The sequence below is a fragment of the Comamonas thiooxydans genome (genome assembly GCF_002157685.2).
Classification (GTDB): domain Bacteria; phylum Pseudomonadota; class Gammaproteobacteria; order Burkholderiales; family Burkholderiaceae_C; genus Comamonas; species Comamonas testosteroni_H.
In genome coordinates, this window is sequence record NZ_AP026738.1 from 336,501 (window position 1) to 355,827 (window position 19,327).

Annotated in this window: 26 protein-coding genes; 19 read left to right on the plus strand and 7 right to left on the minus strand. The window is 60.1% G+C overall.

Features of this window, described 5'->3' with window-relative positions; all coding sequences use genetic code 11:
* Position 1: 1 nt before the first annotated feature.
* The 4 genes from rplP to CTR2_RS01530 all read left to right on the plus strand — a co-directional run bounded on the left by rplP (position 2) and on the right by CTR2_RS01530 (position 1,528).
* Positions 2 to 418, plus strand: coding sequence for a 50S ribosomal protein L16 (gene rplP / locus CTR2_RS01515; protein ID WP_003059405.1), 417 nt, complete (start codon positions 2 to 4; stop codon positions 416 to 418).
* A 10-nt stretch (positions 419 to 428) separates the two neighbouring features.
* On the plus strand, positions 429 to 626 hold the full coding sequence (gene rpmC, locus CTR2_RS01520) for a 50S ribosomal protein L29 (RefSeq protein ID WP_003059403.1): 198 nt from the start codon (positions 429 to 431) through the stop codon (positions 624 to 626).
* A 9-nt stretch (positions 627 to 635) separates the two neighbouring features.
* On the plus strand, positions 636 to 905 hold the full coding sequence (gene rpsQ / locus CTR2_RS01525) for a 30S ribosomal protein S17 (RefSeq protein WP_003059401.1): 270 nt from the start codon (positions 636 to 638) through the stop codon (positions 903 to 905).
* A gap of 116 nt (positions 906 to 1,021) precedes the next feature.
* Positions 1,022 to 1,528 carry a peroxiredoxin gene (locus CTR2_RS01530; protein WP_003065420.1) on the plus strand — a complete coding sequence of 169 codons (507 nt, stop codon included), beginning with the start codon at positions 1,022 to 1,024 and terminating at the stop codon, positions 1,526 to 1,528.
* Between the two features lie 117 nt (positions 1,529 to 1,645).
* On the opposite strand, the gene CTR2_RS01535 is transcribed toward CTR2_RS01530, so the two are convergent.
* Together CTR2_RS01535 and CTR2_RS01540 are read right to left on the minus strand one after the other, a co-directional pair.
* Positions 1,646 to 2,134, minus strand: a complete 489-nt coding sequence (locus CTR2_RS01535) for a GNAT family N-acetyltransferase (RefSeq protein ID WP_087085760.1) — start codon at positions 2,132 to 2,134, stop codon at positions 1,646 to 1,648.
* Positions 2,135 to 2,216: 82 nt separating this feature from the next.
* Positions 2,217 to 2,951: a cytochrome b/b6 domain-containing protein gene (locus tag CTR2_RS01540; protein WP_087085759.1), complete on the minus strand. Its 735-nt coding sequence runs from the start codon at positions 2,949 to 2,951 to the stop codon at positions 2,217 to 2,219.
* 107 nt (positions 2,952 to 3,058) lie between these two features.
* Between CTR2_RS01540 and CTR2_RS01545 the strand changes: the two genes are divergently transcribed.
* Entirely contained in the window at positions 3,059 to 3,505 is a 447-nt protein-coding gene (locus CTR2_RS01545; protein ID WP_087085365.1) for a c-type cytochrome, read from the plus strand.
* Between the two features lie 151 nt (positions 3,506 to 3,656).
* Here CTR2_RS01545 and CTR2_RS01550 read toward each other — a convergent pair whose 3' ends face one another.
* Positions 3,657 to 4,169, minus strand: coding sequence for a TlpA disulfide reductase family protein (locus tag CTR2_RS01550; protein ID WP_087085364.1), 513 nt, complete (start codon positions 4,167 to 4,169; stop codon positions 3,657 to 3,659).
* 151 nt (positions 4,170 to 4,320) lie between these two features.
* Between CTR2_RS01550 and CTR2_RS01555 the strand changes: the two genes are divergently transcribed.
* The 5 genes from CTR2_RS01555 to CTR2_RS01575 all read left to right on the plus strand — a co-directional run bounded on the left by CTR2_RS01555 (position 4,321) and on the right by CTR2_RS01575 (position 8,748).
* Positions 4,321 to 4,884, plus strand: coding sequence for a hypothetical protein (locus CTR2_RS01555; protein WP_087085363.1), 564 nt, complete (start codon positions 4,321 to 4,323; stop codon positions 4,882 to 4,884).
* A 97-nt stretch (positions 4,885 to 4,981) separates the two neighbouring features.
* Positions 4,982 to 5,437 carry a PTS sugar transporter subunit IIA gene (locus tag CTR2_RS01560; RefSeq protein WP_043003828.1) on the plus strand — a complete coding sequence of 152 codons (456 nt, stop codon included), beginning with the start codon at positions 4,982 to 4,984 and terminating at the stop codon, positions 5,435 to 5,437.
* Positions 5,406 to 5,675, plus strand: a complete 270-nt coding sequence (locus CTR2_RS01565; RefSeq protein WP_034407599.1) for an HPr family phosphocarrier protein — start codon at positions 5,406 to 5,408, stop codon at positions 5,673 to 5,675. The genes CTR2_RS01560 and CTR2_RS01565 overlap by 32 nt, the downstream gene beginning before the upstream one ends.
* Positions 5,676 to 5,880: 205 nt before the next feature.
* On the plus strand, positions 5,881 to 7,656 hold the full coding sequence (gene ptsP, locus CTR2_RS01570) for a phosphoenolpyruvate--protein phosphotransferase (RefSeq protein WP_087085362.1): 1,776 nt from the start codon (positions 5,881 to 5,883) through the stop codon (positions 7,654 to 7,656).
* 42 nt (positions 7,657 to 7,698) lie between these two features.
* Positions 7,699 to 8,748: a DUF1963 domain-containing protein gene (locus tag CTR2_RS01575; protein WP_087085361.1), complete on the plus strand. Its 1,050-nt coding sequence runs from the start codon at positions 7,699 to 7,701 to the stop codon at positions 8,746 to 8,748.
* 489 nt (positions 8,749 to 9,237) lie between these two features.
* Here the strand turns inward: CTR2_RS01575 and lipA are convergent, their stop codons facing one another.
* From lipA to CTR2_RS01590, 3 genes are read right to left on the minus strand one after another with little or no spacing between them, the layout of a single operon-like run.
* Positions 9,238 to 10,218 (minus strand): lipoyl synthase, encoded by a 981-nt coding sequence (gene lipA, locus CTR2_RS01580; RefSeq protein ID WP_003059385.1) that lies wholly within the window; start codon positions 10,216 to 10,218, stop codon positions 9,238 to 9,240.
* Positions 10,219 to 10,228: 10 nt separating this feature from the next.
* Positions 10,229 to 10,921 (minus strand): lipoyl(octanoyl) transferase LipB, encoded by a 693-nt coding sequence (lipB, locus tag CTR2_RS01585; protein WP_087085360.1) that lies wholly within the window; start codon positions 10,919 to 10,921, stop codon positions 10,229 to 10,231.
* A gap of 41 nt (positions 10,922 to 10,962) precedes the next feature.
* Positions 10,963 to 11,280, minus strand: a complete 318-nt coding sequence (locus CTR2_RS01590) for a YbeD family protein (protein WP_003065410.1) — start codon at positions 11,278 to 11,280, stop codon at positions 10,963 to 10,965.
* Positions 11,281 to 11,658: 378 nt separating this feature from the next.
* On the opposite strand from CTR2_RS01590, the gene CTR2_RS01595 reads away from it, so the two are divergent.
* The 9 genes from CTR2_RS01595 to CTR2_RS01635 all read left to right on the plus strand — a co-directional run bounded on the left by CTR2_RS01595 (position 11,659) and on the right by CTR2_RS01635 (position 18,859).
* Positions 11,659 to 12,126, plus strand: coding sequence for an ATP synthase subunit I (locus CTR2_RS01595; RefSeq protein ID WP_087085758.1), 468 nt, complete (start codon positions 11,659 to 11,661; stop codon positions 12,124 to 12,126).
* A 13-nt stretch (positions 12,127 to 12,139) separates the two neighbouring features.
* Positions 12,140 to 13,003, plus strand: coding sequence for a F0F1 ATP synthase subunit A (gene atpB, locus CTR2_RS01600; RefSeq protein WP_003059377.1), 864 nt, complete (start codon positions 12,140 to 12,142; stop codon positions 13,001 to 13,003).
* Between the two features lie 45 nt (positions 13,004 to 13,048).
* The gene (gene atpE, locus CTR2_RS01605) at positions 13,049 to 13,300 is read left to right on the plus strand and encodes a F0F1 ATP synthase subunit C (RefSeq protein WP_003059376.1); all 252 of its coding nucleotides are present in this window, start codon (positions 13,049 to 13,051) and stop codon (positions 13,298 to 13,300) included.
* A 35-nt stretch (positions 13,301 to 13,335) separates the two neighbouring features.
* Positions 13,336 to 13,806, plus strand: a complete 471-nt coding sequence (locus CTR2_RS01610; RefSeq protein ID WP_003059375.1) for a F0F1 ATP synthase subunit B — start codon at positions 13,336 to 13,338, stop codon at positions 13,804 to 13,806.
* 12 nt (positions 13,807 to 13,818) lie between these two features.
* Positions 13,819 to 14,358, plus strand: coding sequence for a F0F1 ATP synthase subunit delta (locus CTR2_RS01615; protein ID WP_087085359.1), 540 nt, complete (start codon positions 13,819 to 13,821; stop codon positions 14,356 to 14,358).
* Positions 14,359 to 14,403: 45 nt separating this feature from the next.
* Positions 14,404 to 15,963, plus strand: a complete 1,560-nt coding sequence (atpA, locus tag CTR2_RS01620) for a F0F1 ATP synthase subunit alpha (protein WP_003059371.1) — start codon at positions 14,404 to 14,406, stop codon at positions 15,961 to 15,963.
* A gap of 18 nt (positions 15,964 to 15,981) precedes the next feature.
* The gene (gene atpG / locus CTR2_RS01625) at positions 15,982 to 16,848 is read left to right on the plus strand and encodes a F0F1 ATP synthase subunit gamma (RefSeq protein WP_087085358.1); all 867 of its coding nucleotides are present in this window, start codon (positions 15,982 to 15,984) and stop codon (positions 16,846 to 16,848) included.
* Positions 16,849 to 16,882: 34 nt separating this feature from the next.
* The gene (atpD, locus tag CTR2_RS01630; RefSeq protein ID WP_087085357.1) at positions 16,883 to 18,292 is read left to right on the plus strand and encodes a F0F1 ATP synthase subunit beta; all 1,410 of its coding nucleotides are present in this window, start codon (positions 16,883 to 16,885) and stop codon (positions 18,290 to 18,292) included.
* 150 nt (positions 18,293 to 18,442) lie between these two features.
* Entirely contained in the window at positions 18,443 to 18,859 is a 417-nt protein-coding gene (locus CTR2_RS01635; RefSeq protein ID WP_003059364.1) for a F0F1 ATP synthase subunit epsilon, read from the plus strand.
* 154 nt (positions 18,860 to 19,013) lie between these two features.
* Here CTR2_RS01635 and CTR2_RS01640 read toward each other — a convergent pair whose 3' ends face one another.
* The gene (locus CTR2_RS01640; protein WP_087085356.1) at positions 19,014 to 19,283 is read right to left on the minus strand and encodes a hypothetical protein; all 270 of its coding nucleotides are present in this window, start codon (positions 19,281 to 19,283) and stop codon (positions 19,014 to 19,016) included.
* Positions 19,284 to 19,327 lie beyond the last annotated feature (44 nt).

The window sequence follows — 19,327 nt, forward strand, 5'->3', positions numbered from 1 at the left end:
CATGCTGCAACCTGCACGCCGCAAGTTCCGTAAGGAACAAAAAGGCCGCAACACCGGCATCGCTACTCGTGGCAACTCCGTTGCCTTCGGCGATTTCGGTTTGAAGTCTACCGACCGTGGTCGTCTGACCGCACGCCAGATCGAAGCTGCACGTCGTGCAATTTCCCGTCACGTCAAGCGTGGTGGTCGTATCTGGATCCGCGTGTTCCCGGACAAGCCCATCTCTACCAAGCCCGCCGAAGTGCGTATGGGTAACGGTAAGGGTAACCCCGAGTACTACGTGGCCGAAATCCAGCCCGGCAAGGTGATCTACGAAATCGTGGGTGTGCCTGAAGAGCTGGCCCGTGAAGCGTTCCGCCTGGCTGCTGCAAAGCTGCCTCTGCGCACGACCTTCGTGTCCCGTCACATTGGTGCTTAAGGAGATCAACATGACGAAATCTGCTGAACTCCGCCAAAAAGACGTGGCTGGTCTGGAAGCTGAAGTGAAGTCCCTGCAAAAGGCTCACTTCGGTCTGCGCATGCAAAAGGCCACGCAACAACTGGGCAACACTGCGACCATCAAGGCTACACGCCGTGACATCGCTCGTGCCAAGACCATCCTTGCTGAAAAGCAAGCCGCCAAGTAAGGAGCCGACATGACGGAAGCTAAAACATCCCTCAAGCGCACCTTGATTGGCAAGGTGGTCAGCGACAAGCGTGCCAAGACTGTGACCGTTCTGGTGGAACGCCGCGTCAAGCACCCCATCTACGACAAGATCATGATCAAGTCGAGCAAGTACCACGCTCACGACGAGCAAGGTGAGTACAAGCTGGGTGACGTGGTTGAAATCACCGAGAGCCGTCCTCTCTCCAAGACCAAGAACTGGGTTGCTACCCGCTTGGTTCAAAAGGCTGCTCTGGTGTAAGCCTAACCAGGCCCGCCGGCTGCAAAGCCCTTGAAAACGACCCACAATGCTGTGGGTCGTTTTTTTATTTGGGCCGCCAAGAATGCGGTCCGTGCTTTGCAACAAAGGAGATAGTCATGATTAAAGTTGGTGATGCCCTGCCCGCAGTGACCTTGATGGAATATGTGGAAGTGGAAGGCAATGGCTGCAGCCTTGGCCCCAACCCCGTGAAGCTGCCCGAAGCTCTGGCCGGCAAGACTATTGCCGTGTTTGCCGTGCCCGGCGCATTCACGCCCACCTGCTCCGAAAAGCACCTGCCAGGCTATGTGGCCAAGGCCGAAGAGCTCAAGGCTGCGGGTGTGGACGAAATCTGGTGCCTGGCCGTGAACGATGCTTTCGTCATGGGCGCCTGGGGCCGCGATCAGAAGGTAGCTGGCAAGGTGCGCATGATTGCCGACGGCGATGCGGCCTTTGCCAAGGCGACCGGCCTGACGCTGGACCTGAACGGCAAGGGCCTGGGCCTGCGCGCCAATCGCTTCTCCATGCTGGTCAAGGATGGCAAGGTTGCGACCCTGAACGTGGAGGCCCCCGGCAAGTTTGAAGTCAGCGATGCCGGCACCATGCTGGCTCAGGCCAAGGCTTGATGGGTGAAGCCCTGAGCCGCTGCGCGCGGGACTGATGTTCTCGCCGCTAGGCGGCTTGGCGCGTCGCCACAGAAAAAAGGCATTGCCAGTCTGGCAATGCCTTTTTCGCATCCGGGCTCAGAAAAGATCGGCCTTGAGGTAGTGCGCGCCTGGAAGCGGGTTGTGGTAGTAGGGTTCGATGGACGTGAAGCCCAGGTCCACATACAGCGCGCGGGCGGATTCCATGTCATCCAGCGTGTCGAGCAGCACATGGTCGTAGCCGCTCTGGCGCGCCACGTCCAGCATGGCCTCGGCCAGCTGGCGGCCCAGGCCGAAGCCCCGAAAGGGCTTGCGCACATACAGGCGCTTCATTTCGGCCGCATTGGGATAGTCGCAATCATCGAGCGGTCGCAGCGCGCAGCAGCCGGCGAGGGCGCCGTCCACATGGGCCAGCAGGATCTGGCCGCGGGGCTGGGCATAGTCGCCGGGCAGATCGGCGATTTCGGATTCGAATCCTTGAAATTCCAGGTCGATGTTCAGGCTGTCCGCATACTCCTGGAAGATCTGGCGCACAGCACCCATTTCCTCCAGGCTGGGCGTCAGCAAGTCCACGGCGGGCTTGTCCACGGCAACTAGGCAATGATGAAAGAAGGGCCAGTGTAGCGGCAAGTGCGCTTCATGGTTAAAGCGCAGGCTGCATTGTCAGAACTCAGAAAGCAGCGCCCTGGCCCAGCTGATGGATCCACCAGGACAGTGCGCTTGCCACCACGGCCAGCAGCGCAGCCAGCATGCGGGTGGCTGCGGTATCGCGGCTCGCGGCGACTGGTTCGGCCAGGCATTTGTCGCCCGTGACCATGGCTGGGACCAGTCTATTGCCCTTGATGCTGTATCCAATGAGGGCCAGCAGATGCAGCGCGATCAGTCCGTAGATCAGATATTGGCCCCAGTGGGCGTGGTAATCGGTGGCCTTGGAGATCAGCTCGCCAGAGACAAAACGCGTCAACGGTCCGCTGAAGGCGATTTCGTCATCGCTCATCAGCCCGCTTGCGATCTGCGCTATTAAAACGATGAGCATCGCGATCACGGACAGTGAACCCAGCGGGTTGTGGCCAGCGCGGTCCTGCGTGGTCGATGCGCCGCTCAGATAGCGTCTCATGGCTGCTGCAGAAGGGATGAAGCTGCCGAAGCGCGACCAGTACCCGCCCACCAGGCCCCAGAGAATGCGGAAGACCAGCAAGGCCAGCACCACCTGTCCCAGCAGCAGGTGCCAGTTCATGGCATTGCCTCCCATCTTGGCGGTGACCACCAGGGCCACGATGCAGATTGCCAGCAGCCAGTGAAACAGGCGGGTGGGCAGGTCCCAGATCCGGATTCTGTGGATTTTCGTGGCGGCTTGTGCGGCGGACTCTGTCATGGCTTTTTCATGGCTGATGGACCCGGACATTGTGCCCTGGCAGGGCCGCAAGCCCAAATCGCGGCCTTTGGGTGACTCTGCCATACTGGTCAGGCAGCCGCCTGCGGCAGGCTGCAGAACCAAGAAAGGATACCCCGATGAAAGCTTTTTCCACTCTGGCATTCGCTGCTGTGGTTGCCACCGTGGCCCTGCCTGCCTCGGCCCAATTCGCCAAGGCTGAAGATGCCATCAAGTACCGCCAGAGCGCCCTGAGCGTGCTGGGCACGCATTTCAGCCGTCTGGGCGCCATGGCCAACGGCAAGATGCCCTTCGATGCCAAGAGCGCGCAGGAAAGCGCCGAGGTGGTGGCCTTCATGGCCAAGCTGCCCTGGGCCGGCTTCGGCGCCGGCACCGAAGGCGGCAAGGCCAAGCCTGAGGTGTGGAAGGAGCAGGCCAAGTTCCATGACCTGTCGGGCAAGATGGAAGCAGAAGTCGTCAAGCTCAACGCTGCCGCCAAGACCGGCAATCTGGACAATCTCAAGACGGCTTTCGGCCCGGCCGCCAATAGCTGCAAGAGCTGCCACGACAGCTTCCGCAATAAGTAAGCCAAGACTGTTCTGCATCAGGCAGACGCAAAAAAACCGGCATTGCCGGTTTTTTTATGAGCGCCTTGCGCTTGTTGATGGCTGATTTCAGCTTGATTTCATCTTGAAATCTAGCAGTGGCATGCGTAGCCAGCTATGTTTTTGAATGAGCTCAGGCGCTTGTCGGCTCGGCCAGCAGCTTCTCGATCAGCTTGTGCAACTGCTCAAAGTCGGGGGCGCCGATATAGCGCTTCACGATCTCGCCGCGCTTGTTGACGATGAAGGTGGTGGGGGTGAGTTGCACATCGCCCCATGCCTTGGCCACGTTGCCGGTGTTGTCCAGCGCGACCTGGAAGGGCAGCTTGCGCGATTCGACGAAGTTCACGACATAGCTGGGCGGGTCGTAGCTCATGGCCACGGCCAGGGTGTCAAAGCCCTTGCCCTGGTACTTCTGGTAGGTGCTGATGATCTCGGGCATCTCTGCCACGCAGGTGGTGCAACTGGTGGCCCAGAAGTTCACCAGCGTCACCTTGCCCTTGAGGTCGGCGGTGGTTTTCTGGCTGCCGTCCAGCAGCACAAAGGTGGATTGCGGCGCCGCGGCCTGCCCTGCGCCCGAATACACCCAGGCCCCGACGCCGATGACGGCGGCCGCCACAATGCCTGCGATCCAATGTTTGCTTGCCATAGAGATTGATTGTGCACAAATCTTCAGCACCTTGCTGATCTGTGGATTGGTGTGTCAAACACGCCGAAAGTTCAGTTCTTACTGCTTGACCCACGGGTCAACCCTAGGCTTGCGTGACAGGCCGGGCCCATGCCGCTGCCGATAATGGGTCATGAAGAAAACCGGACTCTGGGCTGCGACGCTGCTGGTCAGCGGTGCGCTGCTGGCCGCCTGCAGCCCGGCGCTGAATTGGCGCACCATCCAGCTCAAGGATGCGCCGCTGCAAGCGCTGCTGCCCTGCGATGCGCAGACGGCCAGCCGCCCTGTTGAGCTGGGCCTGGGCCAGGTGCCGCTGTCGGTAGTGGGCTGCGAGGCCCGGGGCGCGACCTATGCGGTATCGCATTTCGCCGTGGCCGAGCCCGCCCGCGCGGCCGAGGCTCTGACGTTCTGGCAGCAGGCGGTGCTCAAGCAACTGAAGTCGGCAGACGGCGTCGCGACAAAGCTCAATGCCAGGGGAGACGGTCCATGGGTGCCCAAGGGGGCGCTGAATCTGCCGCAGTCCCTGCGCATCACGTTCGAAGGCCAGGGCCCGAGCGGACAGAAGGTGGTGGGACATGGACTGTGGTTCGCTCGCCTGGAAGGCAGCGGCGCCAGGGTCTATCACGCGGTGATTTACGCTGACAAGGTCATGCCTGCAGAGGCCGAGCTGTTTTTTTCGGGCCTGCAATTGCAATAAGCCCGCATCCAGATCATGACCCTTGCGCTTCATCCACCTCATTGCCCTTGTTGACGGCGGCGACAAGCCATAATTTGCTATCAAGAACTGTGACTACATGACCACGCGCATTCTTTTGCTCACTCACGCTCCTCTGGCCGCTGCATTGCGCGAATGCGCGCTGCATGTGTTTGCCGATAGCGCTGACGACCTGCTGGCCCTGGACGTGCCTTCCGATGAGGCGCCCGAGGCCACGCTGGAGCGTGCCCTGGCCATGCTGGTGGCGCATGGCGGGCTGGATGCACCGACACTGGTGCTGACCGATCTGTTCGGCGCCACACCCTGTAACGTGGCCCAGCGTCTCAGCGGGCTGTTGCAGGCTAGGCTGGTGGCGGGGGTGAACCTGCCCATGCTCTTGCGCTCCATCGGCTATCGACACGAGCCGCTGGATGCCCTGGTCTCGCGGGCCATGGTGGGCGGCAGCCAGGGGGTGATGCAGGTGGCCGGCAGTTCCCGACAAAATCAAAGCGCACGACCTTCCAATGATCAAGACCAATATCACCATCAGCAATAAATTGGGCCTGCATGCCCGTGCATCGGCCAAGCTCACCAAGCTGGCCGGCAGCTTCCCCTGCGAGGTCTGGCTGACCAAGGGCGAGCGCCGCGTCAATGCCAAGAGCATCATGGGCGTGATGATGCTGGCGGCAGGCATAGGCTCCGAGCTGGAGCTGGAAACCGATGGAGTGCAGGAGCAGGAAGCCACGGATGCGCTGGTGGCCCTGATCAACGACAAGTTTGGCGAAGGCCAGTAAAGGCTGCTTCACCTGTGCCGCGGCTTGACCGCGCGCAGGTGGCAGCTCGACGATTAGCTCTTTTGATAGCGGGCAAGGCCTTGCTGTCAATGAAGTAGAGCGTTTTTGATGCCGCAGTGCAGTGATAGTTGGCACTGACTGCTGCAAAAACAAGAGCAAGAAGCAAGCAAAAAGCAATCGCGAAATTCGCGAAAGGGCATTCGCTATGACATTTGCCATCCACGGCCTGGCCGTCTCCCGGGGGATTGCCATCGGGCGCGCGGTCGTTGTGGCCTCCAGTCGCATGGAGGTGGTGCACTACTTCATCCGGCCCGATCAGGTGGAGTCGGAGATCCAGCGTGCCCGCACGGCACGCAATGCGGTGATTGACGAGCTGCGCCGGCTTCAGGAGGAAATGCCCAAGGACGCGCCCGGCGAGCTGGATGCGCTGCTCGATGTGCATCTGATGCTGCTGCAGGACCAGGCGCTGGCCGAGGCCATTCGCAACTGGATCTCCGAGCGTCTTTACAACGCCGAATGGGCGCTGACCACGCAGCTGGAAATCGTTTCGCGCCAGTTCGACGAGATGGACGACGAGTACCTGCGCGAGCGCAAGGCCGATCTGGAGCAGGTAGTGGAGCGCATTCTGCGCCACATGAAGGGTGCGGCCAGTCCGCTTGCACAGGTTGCTCCACCGTTGGCTCCGACTGGCACCGTGCCTGCAACCGATGGGCAGCAGCTGCCTCTCGACGTCACCACGGAAACCCCGCTGGTGCTGGTCGCACAAGACCTGTCGCCAGCGGACATGCTGCAGTTCAAGAGCAAGGTCTTTGCGGGTTTCATCACCGCCGTGGGCGGCAAGACCAGCCACACGGCCATCGTCGCACGCAGCATGGACATTCCGGCCGTGGTTGGCGCGCGGGCCGCAAGCCAGCTGATTCGCCAGGATGACTGGGTCATCATCGACGGCAACGAGGGCGTGGTCATCGTGGACCCCACGCCCATCATCCTGGCGGAGTACAGCTTTCGCCAGCGCCAGACCGAACTGGAGCGCGAGCGCCTGACCCGTCTGCGTTACACGCCGTCCCTCACCATGGATGGGCAGAAGGTGGAGTTGCTGGCCAATATCGAGCAGCCCAGCGACGGGGCTGCTGCCGTGCGTGCTGGCGCAGTCGGCGTGGGGCTGTTCCGTACCGAGTTTCTGTTCATGGGGCGCAGCGGCAATCTGCCCGGGGAAGAAGAGCAGTACCGCGCCTATCGTGAGGCCATAGACGGCATGCAAGGCATGCCGGTCACCATCCGCACGCTGGATGTGGGGGCCGACAAGCCGCTGGACAAGGCACAGCCCAAGGACTACTACCTCAACCCCGCGCTGGGCCTGCGCGCCATACGCTGGAGTCTGGCCGACCCCGTCATGTTCCGCACTCAACTGCGAGCCATTCTGCGCGCGGCAGCGCATGGGCAGATCAAGCTGCTGTTTCCCATGCTGGCCCATCGCAGCGAGATCGAGCAGACTCTGGCCCAGCTGCGCCAGGCGCAGCATGAGCTCGATGTGCGCGGCGTCGCCTACGGCCCGGTCAAGCTGGGAGCCATGATCGAGATCCCGGCGGCCGCCTTGACGGTGCGCAGCTTTCTCCAATATTTCGACTTTCTGTCCATAGGCACCAACGACCTGATCCAGTACACGCTGGCCATTGACCGTGCCGACGAAACCGTGGCCCATCTCTACGATCCCATGCATCCGGCCGTGCTGCGTCTGGTGGCCGAGGTCATCGCTGCAGCCAATTCCGCAGGCAAGGAAGTCTGCGTTTGCGGTGAAATGGCCGGTGATCTGAGCATGACCCGGCTGCTGCTGGGCCTGGGGCTGCGCAGCTTTTCCATGCACCCCGCGCAGATTCTGGCCGTCAAGCAGGAGGTGCTGCGTGCGGACTCCAGCAAGCTTGCACCCTGGGCCAGCGAGGTACTGGGCAGCGAATGCCCGGCGCAGATGCTGGCGCCCTGAAGAACCCAGGGAACGACCTCGAGGCAGGCAGAAAAGGGATGGATGAATTACGCAGATTCGCAGGAAATCGCCCGTGCGCTCGAGCTGGTGCTGGAAGATGCAGCGCTTGCGCAGCAACTGGCTGCGCAAGCCAGGCCGGCCGTGTGGCTGCAGACCTCTGCGGTGGAAGATGAAGCGGAGATCGCGTCCGGCAGCACCAAATTGGGCGGCTGTCCCGACCTGCCTGCCGGTGTGGCCTGGCCCGAGCGCGGACGCTATCCGGACCATGAGCAGCGGGTGAAGCCCCATCGCGAAGACAGCCTTGCTCCCGACAGCCGCTGGCGATGGGCCAGGCCGGAGCAGGTCCAGCTGTTTCGCGAAGAAGCCTTGCAGCACGTCGCAAGGCTTGAAGGCACTTTTCCGCTGAGCTTTGTGGCGCAGATCAACTTCGCCGAAGCCCGCTCCGCCGGGACTCTGGATGCGGATTTCCCCGAGTCCGGACTGCTGTCCGTCTTCTACGACCTGATGGAGCAGCCCTGGGGTTTCGATCCTGCCGATGCCTGTGCGCTGAAGCTGATCTTCTCCGAGGGCGATGCCGCGCTCGAGCGGCGCCCGCAGCCGCCGGCGCTGCTAGAGCTGCCCGATCACTGCCAGCTCGCTCCCCTGGCCTGCGAACTGCATGCCTGCGTCACGGCCTTGCCCCTGGAGAGCGCTCAGTGGAGTTCCCAGGGCATGGCGCTTGACGAAGAGCAGCGTGACCGCTTTGTCGAATGGTGGTTTGATGATGCACAAAATGCTGCCAGCAGCGGTGGAGAGGATAGCGGTTGCCATCGCATCGGCGGCTGGCCCACGCCTGTCCAGGGTGATATGCAGACCGAATGCGCGTTGGTGGCCGCGGGGCATTACTGCGGTGATGGCGATGCCTACGCGGACGATGCCACGCTGGCTGTGCGCAATACTGCAACGCAGTGGCTTTTGCTGCTGCAGATCGGTAGCGATGAAAAAGGTGGCATGGGTTGGGGCGATGGAGGCCAGGTCTATCTGTGGATGCGCCGCGACGATCTGCGCGCACGTCGCTTCGACCGAGCGCGGCTGGTGCTGCAGTGTGGCTGAAACCAGCATGCGCCGTGATTGCGGGTGTCAACGGTTGCGAAATGGCTGCAAAACAGGTGTTTACAGATTTCTTTTTGTCTGAAGTGAGAATTAATTGATATTGATTCTCATTTGATGTTAATATTCATCCTGCTTGCAGCGCAGGACTCTGGTGGGGTATCAAGTGCTGCATTGCTCAGTTTCATCGTGGGGCGACTCGTCGGGCCTGTTCAGCCTGCAGTCGTTTTTGCCAGCCAGCGGTTTGCCGGTTAGCCAGGCGTTTTTTCGATGTAAACAGTGAGTTATTCAAAATTCATAGCTTTTGGCGCATGATATGCAACGATCCTGCTATTGATAGACCTTGTAAGCGCTACAAGAAAAGCGCATCAAGCTCCTTATTCAGGAGCTTTATTTTTTTGGAAAATCCTGGCGCCCGCAGCACTGCTCATCGCATCCGGGCATGAAAAAAGCAGCCACAGGGGCTGCTTTTGTGAGTGCCGTCTTCGGTGCTCAGACGCCGGCGGCATGGGCCTGCTGGTCGGCATGGTAGCTCGAGCGCACCATGGCGCCGACGGCAGCGTGGGTGAAGCCCATCTTGTAGGCCTCTTGCTCGAACATCTTGAAGGTATCGGGGTGCACATAGCGGCGCACGGGCAGGTGGCTGTTGGTGGGCGCCAGATACTGGCCGATGGTCAGCATGTCGATGTTGTGGGCGCGCATATCGCGCATCACCTGCAGGATTTCCTCGTCCGTCTCGCCCAGGCCCACCATGATGCCGCTCTTGGTCGGCACATCGGGGTGCAATTCCTTGAACTTCTTGAGCAGGTTCAGGCTGAACTGATAGTCGGAGCCGGGGCGCGCTTCCTTGTACAGACGTGGTGCGGTTTCCAGGTTGTGGTTCATCACATCGGGAGGAGCCGACTTGAGGATTTCCAGTGCGCGGTCGTCACGGCCGCGGAAGTCGGGCACCAGGATCTCGATCTGCGTCTCGGGCGAGAGCTCGCGGATGTTCTTGATGCATTCCACAAAGTGGCCCGAGCCGCCGTCGCGCAGGTCGTCGCGGTCCACGCTGGTGATCACCACGTACTTCAGGCGCAGCGCGGCAATGGTGCGCGCCAGGTTCAGCGGCTCGTTCACGTCCAGCGGATCGGGGCGGCCATGGCCCACGTCGCAGAAGGGGCAGCGGCGCGTGCACTTGTCGCCCATGATCATGAAGGTGGCCGTGCCCTTGCCAAAGCACTCGCCGATATTCGGGCAGCTGGCTTCCTCGCAGACCGTGTGCAGATTGTTCTTGCGCAGAATGTCCTTGATTTCGTAAAAGCGCGTGCTGGGGCTGCCGGCCTTGACGCGTATCCATTCGGGTTTCTTCAGGACTTCGGCCTGCTCCACCTTCACGGGGATGCGTGCCAGCTTGGCGGCAGCCTTCTGCTTGGCCAGCGGGTTGTAGTTTTCGGCGGACTGCGCTTCGCGCACAACTTCATTGGTGCTCATGATCTTGCCTTCAGGGAGAGAGACGCGCCTTCAGCTGGCGGCCCAGCACGGATGCGGCCTCGTCCCAGGTTGTCTGTACGCCGATTGTAGAAAGGTCCACCGTCCTCAGCCCTGCGTATCCGCAAGGGTTGATTCGCAAATAAGGTTCCAAATCCATATCGACATTGAGGGCCACTCCGTGGTAGGTGCTGTGGCGGCTGACCTTGATGCCCAGTGCGGCAATCTTGCCCAGACCCTCGAAATGCGGCTCGGGCGCCGGGCTGCCGGCTTCGCGGTGCTGCGGGCGCTGCTCCAGCATGGCATGGCTGCGCGGATCGTCCAGGCGCACATAGATGCCGGGGGCGCCTGCCACGCGGTGGCCGGTAACGCCGAAATGATCCAGCGTGCGGATCACCGCATCTTCCAGCCGGTACACATACTCTTTGACGAAGTAGCCCATGCGCTGCAGATCCAGCAGCGGATAGGCCACCACCTGGCCGGGGCCGTGATAGGTCACCTGGCCGCCACGATTGGTGGCGACCACGGGAATATCGCCGGGGTTCAGGACATTTTCGGTTTTGCCAGCCAGCCCCTGTGTGAAGTGCGGTGAGTGCTCACAAATCCAGAGCTCGTCACGCGTGCTCGCGTTGCGGGTGCGCGTGAACTCCTGCATCGCGACCACCGAGGCCTCATAGCCGGTGCGCCCCAGAAAGCGCAGATCCATGGCTTCGGGGGGCTGCAAGGCCGAAGCAACCGGGCTGTGGCTCACAGCACGACCTTCACCAGGGGGTGAGAGGTCAGTGCGCGGTAGGTATCGTCCAACTGCTCGCGGCTGGTGGCCGTGATGGTGATGGTCACGCCCAGGTAGTTGCCGCCGGAGCTGGGGCGCAGCTCCACCGTGCTGGCGTCAAAGCTGGGGTCGAACTTTTCGGCGATCTTGGTGATTTCATGCACCAGATGCTCATTCTTGACACCCATCACCTTGATGGGAAACTGGCTCGGGTACTCGATCAGCGAATCCTTGCGTGGGTCTTCTTGCTGACCGTTCTCGTTGGCGGCAGATGGGTTGGGCGTGTCGCTCATGAAGAGTCCTTGGCTGGAATGAAAAATTGCCGTTGGTGAAACAGCCTGTCAATGAGTAAGAAAGATTGTGCGCCACGCCGGGCAGCCCTGCGCGCGTGGGCCTAATCCATGGCTTGACGAGGCTTGCCAAAGCGGCAAAGCCCCTGGCAGGTGGCAGACAATTCAGGGTAATCAGGTATTTCAAATAGGGCACACTCGCGCCGCACCAAAGCCGAGGGTGGCAGATGTTGTCACTCAGCGACAACCCTCGGGTCTTGTCAAAGACGTTTTGCGCATGACAGTATCAACCCCTATCTAACGACGGGGGTTTTTACTTATAATCAGAGGCTTTGTAAAAAGTCTTGCCTAGTCAGCGGTGTGAAAGAAAACATGACAAACATGCCCGCTGATTTTCAGGATGAGGACGAAGTCGAAGACTTCAAGCCCCTGACCGCACAAGAAGCCTCTGCATGGCGTTCGCGCTTTCCGCAGGTTTCGGTCTGGCGCATCGTCATCGTTCAGACGCTGGTCGGCGTTATCGTGGCTTTGCTGTCGTGGTTGATCACGGGGCGTGCAGCCGCAGGCTGGTCGGCGGCGTATGGAGCGCTGGCGGTCGTGTTGCCTGCGGCGCTGTTTGCAAGAGGCGTGGTTCGTCAGCGGCCGGGAGGTGCCGGGGCGGCCATGGCAGGGATTTTCGGTTGGGAGCTGGTGAAGCTGGTGCTGTGTATCGCCATGTTGGCGGCTGCACCCAAGCTGGTACCTGACCTGAGCTGGCTGGCGCTGCTGGTCGGCTTGATTGTTGTGATGAAAACGTATTGGGTTGCGCTTCTGGTGCGATCCAGTGTCCAAAAACCGATTGATATTTGAGAGAAGTTGACCGATGGCCGCAGAAGCGCACGCACCAACTGCAAGTGAATACATCGTTCACCACTTGCAACACCTCCAGAACATCAAGCAGAAGTCCATCATCGACTTCTCCGTGTTCAATCTGGATTCGATTGCCGTGAGTGTGACTCTGGGCGCTTTGTGCCTGTTCGTCCTCTGGCTGGCTGCCCGCAAGGCGACTTCCGGTGTTCCCGGTCGTTTCCAGGCTGCGGTGGAAATGCTGGTCGAAATGGTGGACAACCAGGCCAAGGCCAATATTCACAACGCCGAATCTCGCAAGTTCATCGCTCCTCTGGCACTGACCGTGTTCGTCTGGATCTTCGCGATGAACGCCATGGACATGCTGCCTGTGGATCTGCTGCCCGTGCTGTGGCAGACCGCCCAGGGCGACTCTCATGCCTACCTGCGTGTCGTGCCTACCGCCGACCTGTCCACCACTCTGGGTCTGTCGACCGGCGTGCTGGTGCTGTGCCTGATCTACTCGGTGAAGATCAAGGGCATGGGCGGCTGGGCTCACGAACTGGTGACCGCTCCGTTCGGCACCTCTAAGAATCCCGTGTTTGCTGTGATCCTGGGTGTTGTGAACCTGGCCATGCAAATCATTGAATACATTGCCAAGACGGTTTCGCACGGTATGCGACTGTTCGGCAATATGTACGCTGGTGAGTTGGTGTTCTGTCTGATCGCCTTGATGGGCGGTGCGGCTGCCATGTCGCTTTCCGGTGTGTTGCTCCCCGTGGGGCACATCATTGCAGGTTCGATCTGGGCGATCTTCCACATCCTGATCATTACCCTGCAAGCCTTCATTTTCATGATGCTGACGCTGATTTACCTCGGCCAGGCACATGAAGCTCACTGAAATCCTTTCTTTCACTCAACCTTTCTTTAATCCCTAGGAGTCATCATGGAAAACGTTCTCGGTCTCGTCGCTCTGGCTTGTGGTCTGATTGTTGGTCTGGGCGCTATCGGCGCTTCGATCGGTATCGCTCTGATGGGTGGCAAGTTCCTGGAATCCTCGGCACGTCAGCCTGAGCTGATCAACGAACTGCAAACCAAGATGTTCATCTTGGCTGGTCTGATCGACGCCGCCTTCCTGATCGGTGTGGCTATCGCTCTGCTGTTCGCCTTCGCCAACCCCTTCCAACTGGTTGCCTAAGCTCCGTTCAACGCCCTAAATAGAAAGGTGTTGCCGTGAGTATTAACGCGACCCTGTTCGTTCAGCTTGGTGTTTTCCTGGTTCTGGCGCTGTTCACGATGAAGTTCGTGTGGCCCCCGATCGCGAAGGCACTGGATGAGCGAGCCCAGAAAATCGCCGATGGCCTCGCTGCTGCCGACAAGGCCAAGACCGAATTGACCGCTGTCAACAAGCGCGTCGAGCAGGAATTGGCCCAGACGCGCAACGAAACAGCTTCGCGGCTTGCGGACGCCGAACGCCGCGCCCAGGCCATCATTGAAGAAGCCAAGGCCCGCGCGACAGAAGAAGGCAACAAGATTGTTGCTGCTGCCCGCGCTGAAGCTGACCAGCAAGCCATTGCTGCCCGTGAAGCCCTGCGTGAGCAAGTGGCAGCGCTGGCCGTCAAGGGTGCCGAGCAGATCCTGAAGAAGGAAGTCAATGCCGGTATCCACGCTGATCTGCTGAACCGCCTGAAGACAGAGCTGTAAGGAACGCAAAAAATGGCAGAACTCGCCACCATTGCCCGCCCTTACGCCGAAGCATTGTTCAAAGCCTGCGTTGACAAGGCTGCAGACTTGAACAGCACTGTCGCTTGGGTGGAGGAATTGGCGGCGATTGCCGCCAACCCGCAATTGCGCCAACTGGCCGACAACCCGAACGTGAGCGACGCGCAAGTGTTCGATCTCATCACGGGTGTGGCCAAGTCGGCATTGCCCGAGTCCGCACGCAACTTCCTGCGTGTGGTCCTCGAAAACGGCCGTCTGGACGTGCTGCCTGAAGTGGCAGCCCAGTTCCGCAGCCTCGTGAACAGCAAGAGCGGCTCTTCGGATGCCGTGGTGTACAGCGCTTTCCCGATTGAGGATGCAGCGCTGGCCGAGCTTGGCGCCACGCTGGAAAAGCGCTTTGGCCGCAAGCTGAATCTCACCGTGAAGCTCGATGAATCGCTGATCGGTGGCGTTCGCGTCGTGGTGGGCGACGAGGTGCTGGACACCTCCGTCAAGGCCCGTCTGGAACAAATGAAAGCGGCCCTCACCGCGTAATGCGCTTGAGGTCTCGGCTAACACACAAGAAAGAAGGAAAGAGTCATGCAACTCAATCCCGCAGAAATTTCTGAACTGATCAAGAGCCGCATCGAAGGGCTGGCTGCTAGCACTGACGTCCGTAACCAAGGCACCGTGGTGTCGGTGACTGACGGTATCGTGCGCGTGCACGGCCTGTCGGACGTGATGGCTGGCGAAATGCTGGAATTCCCCGCAGGCGCCGACGGTCAACCCACTTACGGTCTGGCTCTGAACCTGGAGCGCGACTCCGTGGGCGCCGTGATTCTGGGTGCTTACGAGCACATCGCAGAAGGCAACACCGTCAAGTGCACCGGCCGTATCCTGGAAGTGCCCGTGGGCCCTGAGCTGGTCGGCCGCGTGGTGAACGCCCTGGGTCAGCCTATCGACGGCAAGGGCCCCATCAACGCCAAGATGACGGACGTGATCGAGAAGGTCGCTCCTGGTGTGATCGCACGTCAATCCGTGGATCAGCCCCTGCAGACCGGTATCAAGTCCATCGACTCCATGGTTCCCGTGGGCCGTGGTCAGCGTGAACTGATCATTGGTGACCGTCAGACTGGCAAGACGGCTGTCGCTATCGACGCCATCATCAACCAGAAGGGTCAGGGCGTTACCTGTATCTACGTGGCTATTGGTCAGAAGGCATCTTCGATCAAGAACGTGGTGCGCGCTCTGGAGCAAGCTGGCGCGATGGACTACACCATCGTCGTGGCCGCTACCGCTTCCGAATCTGCAGCCATGCAGTACGTGTCGGCCTACTCCGGCTGCACGATGGGCGAATATTTCCGCGACCGCGGCGAAGACGCTCTGATCGTTTATGACGATCTGTCCAAGCAGGCCGTGGCCTACCGTCAGGTTTCGCTGCTGCTGCGCCGTCCTCCCGGACGTGAAGCCTTCCCCGGCGACGTGTTCTATCTCCACAGCCGTCTGCTGGAGCGTGCCGCTCGCGTGAACGCCGACTACGTCGAAGCCTTCACCAAGGGTGAAGTCAAGGGCAAGACCGGTTCTCTGACCGCCCTGCCTATCATCGAAACACAAGCTGGCGACGTGTCCGCTTTCGTTCCCACGAACGTGATTTCGATTACCGACGGTCAGATCTTCCTGGAAACCAGCCTGTTCAACGCCGGTATCCGTCCCGCTATCAACGCCGGTATCTCGGTGTCCCGCGTGGGTGGTTCCGCTCAGACCAAGGTGGTGAAGGGCCTGTCCGGCGGTATCCGTACCGACCTGGCTCAGTACCGTGAACTGGCTGCCTTCGCGCAGTTCGCTTCCGACCTGGACGAAGCAACCCGCAAGCAGCTGGACCGCGGTGCCCGCGTGACCGAACTGCTCAAGCAGGCTCAGTACTCTCCTCTGTCGACCGCTCTGATGGCTTCTTCGCTGTTCGCAGTGAACAAGGGTTTCATGGACGACATCGAAGTCAAGCAAGTGCTGCCCTTCGAATCTGGTCTGCACCAGTTCCTGAAGACCAGCCACGGCGCTCTGCTGGACCGTCTGAACGAAAAGCGTGCTTTCGACAAGGAAGGCAAGGACGAAGCTGAACTGACTGCAGCCATTACTGCATTCAAGAAGTCCTTCGCTTAATACCGGCGAGGAGTCATCATGGCAGCAGGTAAGGAAATACGCGGCAAGATCAAATCGGTGGAAAACACCAAGAAGATCACCAAAGCCATGGAAATGGTGGCTGCATCCAAAATGCGCAAGGCGCAGGACCGGATGCTGGCTGCCCGTCCATACAGCGAAAAAATCCGCAACATTGCAGCCCATCTTGGCGAAGCCAACCCTGAGTATGTGCATCCGTTCATGCAAGTGAGCGATGCCAAGAAGGTCGGCGTCATCGTGGTGACGACCGACAAGGGTTTGTGCGGCGGCATGAACACCAACGTGTTGCGTGTCGTCACCAACAAGTTGCGCGAACAGCAGGATGCGGGCATTGCGACAGAAGCGGTGGCCATTGGCGGCAAGGGACTGGGTTTCCTGAACCGTGTCGGTGCCAAGGTGGTCTCTCACGCTACAGGCCTGGGCGACACGCCTCACCTCGACAAGCTCATCGGGCCTGTCAAGGTGTTGCTGGACCAATATGCTGAAGGCAAGCTGAGTGCGGTGTACCTTTCGTACACCAAGTTCATCAACACCATGAAGCAGGAGTCGGTGGTGGAGCAGCTGCTCCCCCTCTCGTCCGAAAAGATGCAAGCCGAAAAGACCGGTGCATCCTGGGAATACATCTACGAGCCTGACGCTCAGAGCGTCATCGACGAACTGCTGGTTCGTTACGTGGAGTCCCTGGTGTACCAGGCCGTTGCGGAAAACATGGCGTCCGAGCAATCGGCGCGCATGGTGGCCATGAAGGCCGCAACCGACAACGCAGGTAGTGTCATTGGCGAGTTGAAGCTGGTCTACAACAAGACGCGTCAGGCAGCGATTACGACCGAGTTGTCGGAAATCGTGGCAGGCGCAGCCGCTGTGTAAACGGCTTTAACGAACAAACAGATTGGAGCAAAAAATGGCTCAAGTACAAGGCAAGATTGTTCAATGTATCGGCGCCGTGGTGGACGTGGAGTTTGCCCACGGCCAGGTGCCCAAGGTGTATGACGCCTTGAAGCTGGAAGGCACGGCCCTGACCCTGGAAGTTCAGCAGCAGCTGGGCGACGGCGTGGTGCGTACCATTGCCCTGGGTTCTTCCGACGGCCTCAAGCGTGGCCTGATGGTCACCAACACCGGCAACCCCATCACCGTGCCCGTGGGCAAGGCGACTCTGGGTCGTATCATGGACGTGCTGGGCAACCCCATCGACGAGCGCGGCGATGTGGACCAGGCACTGACTGCCCCCATCCACCGCAAGGCTCCTGCATACGACGAACTGTCGCCTTCGCAGGAACTGCTGGAAACCGGCATCAAGGTGATTGACCTGATCTCTCCTTTCGCCAAGGGCGGCAAGGTGGGTCTGTTCGGTGGCGCCGGTGTGGGCAAGACCGTGAACATGATGGAACTCATCAACAACATCGCCAAGGGCCACGGTGGTCTGTCGGTGTTTGCCGGTGTGGGTGAACGTACCCGCGAAGGCAATGACTTCTATCACGAAATGTCGGATGCCGGCGTTGTGAACCAGGCCAACCTGAACGAGTCCAAGGTTGCCATGGTTTACGGTCAGATGAACGAGCCTCCAGGAAACCGTCTGCGCGTTGCGCTGACCGGCCTGACCATGGCCGAAGCCTTCCGTGACGAAGGCAAGGACGTGCTGTTCTTCGTGGACAACATCTACCGCTACACACTGGCCGGTACCGAAGTGTCCGCTCTGCTGGGCCGTATGCCTTCCGCCGTGGGCTACCAGCCTACCCTGGCTGAAGAAATGGGTAAGCTGCAAGAGCGTATCACCTCCACCAAGGTGGGCTCGATCACTTCCATCCAGGCCGTTTACGTGCCAGCCGATGACTTGACCGACCCCTCGCCTGCCACGACCTTTGCTCACTTGGACTCCACCGTGGTGCTGTCCCGTGACATCGCTTCGCTGGGTATCTACCCCGCCGTGGACCCACTGGACTCCACCAGCCGTCAGCTGGATCCCCAAGTGGTTGGCGAAGAGCACTACAAGGTGGCTCGCCAAGTGCAAGGTACGCTGCAGCGCTACAAGGAACTGCGCGACATCATCGCGATTCTGGGTATGGACGAGCTGGCTCCCGAAGACAAGCTGGTCGTGTCCCGCGCTCGTAAGATGCAGCGTTTCCTGTCGCAGCCTTTCCACGTGGCTGAAGTGTTCACCGGCGCTCCCGGCAAGTACGTTCCTCTGGCTGAAACCATCCGTGGCTTCAAGATGATCGTGAATGGCGAAGCCGACCACCTGCCCGAACAGGCTTTCTACATGGTTGGTACCATCGACGAAGCCTTCGAGAAGGCCAAGAAGCTGGCTGCCTAACTAGCTTGCATCCCCTGAGCGGCTTGCGCCGCTTCCCCCTCTCTTTCAGGAGGGGGGCGACGCCCTCGCTGCGGGGCGGCCCTTGCTCGGCGTCTCTGGCTTGGGGTGTGCTTGTTTTAGGACCAGTTTTTACCTTTTCTAGGAGCAAAGATGAACACCATCCACGTTGATGTGGTCAGTGCCGAAGAGTCCATCTTCTCCGGTGAAGCGCGCTTTGTCGCCTTGCCCGGTGAAGCGGGCGAGCTGGGCATTTATCCCCGCCACACACCGCTGATCACCCGCATCAAGCCGGGTTCGGTGCGCATCGAAATGCCTGATGGCAGCGAAGAGTTCGTCTTCGTGGCCGGCGGCATTTTGGAAGTGCAACCCAACTGCGTGACCGTGCTGTCCGATACCGCCATCCGCGGCAAGGATCTGGACGATGAGAAGGCGCAAAAGGCCAAGGCTGCCGCCGAGGAAGCCCTGAAGAACGCCAAGGGCGAGCTGGACATCGCTCGTGCACAGTCCGAGCTGGCCGTCATGGCCGCTCAGATTGCCGCTCTGCGCAAGTACCGCCAGAAGCGTTGATGTCTGGTGCCCTGGAGCACCTGCATCAGCAAAGAAAAGCCACCGCATGCGGTGGCTTTTTCATGCCTGTTCATTCCTGAGGTTCAGGCGCATCGCGCTTGATGCCTCGAAGGGCAAGGCGCGCAATACCCGGTATGTCGGAGTGCTGCAGGGCTTAGCCGTTGCAGGCAGCCTGATAGCCGTAGACCACCGAGTTGTCCTTGGGATCCACATGGCGCGATTTGCGCACCACGGCCTTGCTGGGGTCTTCGCAGAGAGCGCGAATCTGGGCTTCGCACTTCTTGGGGTCATCTTCCTTGAGCTTGCAGCTCAGTGCGTAGTCGTATTCGGCCGGTGTTTCGGCGCCTCTGGGGCTGATGGAGGAGCAGGCGCTCAGTGCCAGGACAGCGCTGATGACGGCCAGAGAGAACAGAGATTTCTGCATGCTTGAGTGCTTTCTTAAGAAAATACGGCTGCCCCAAAACTAAC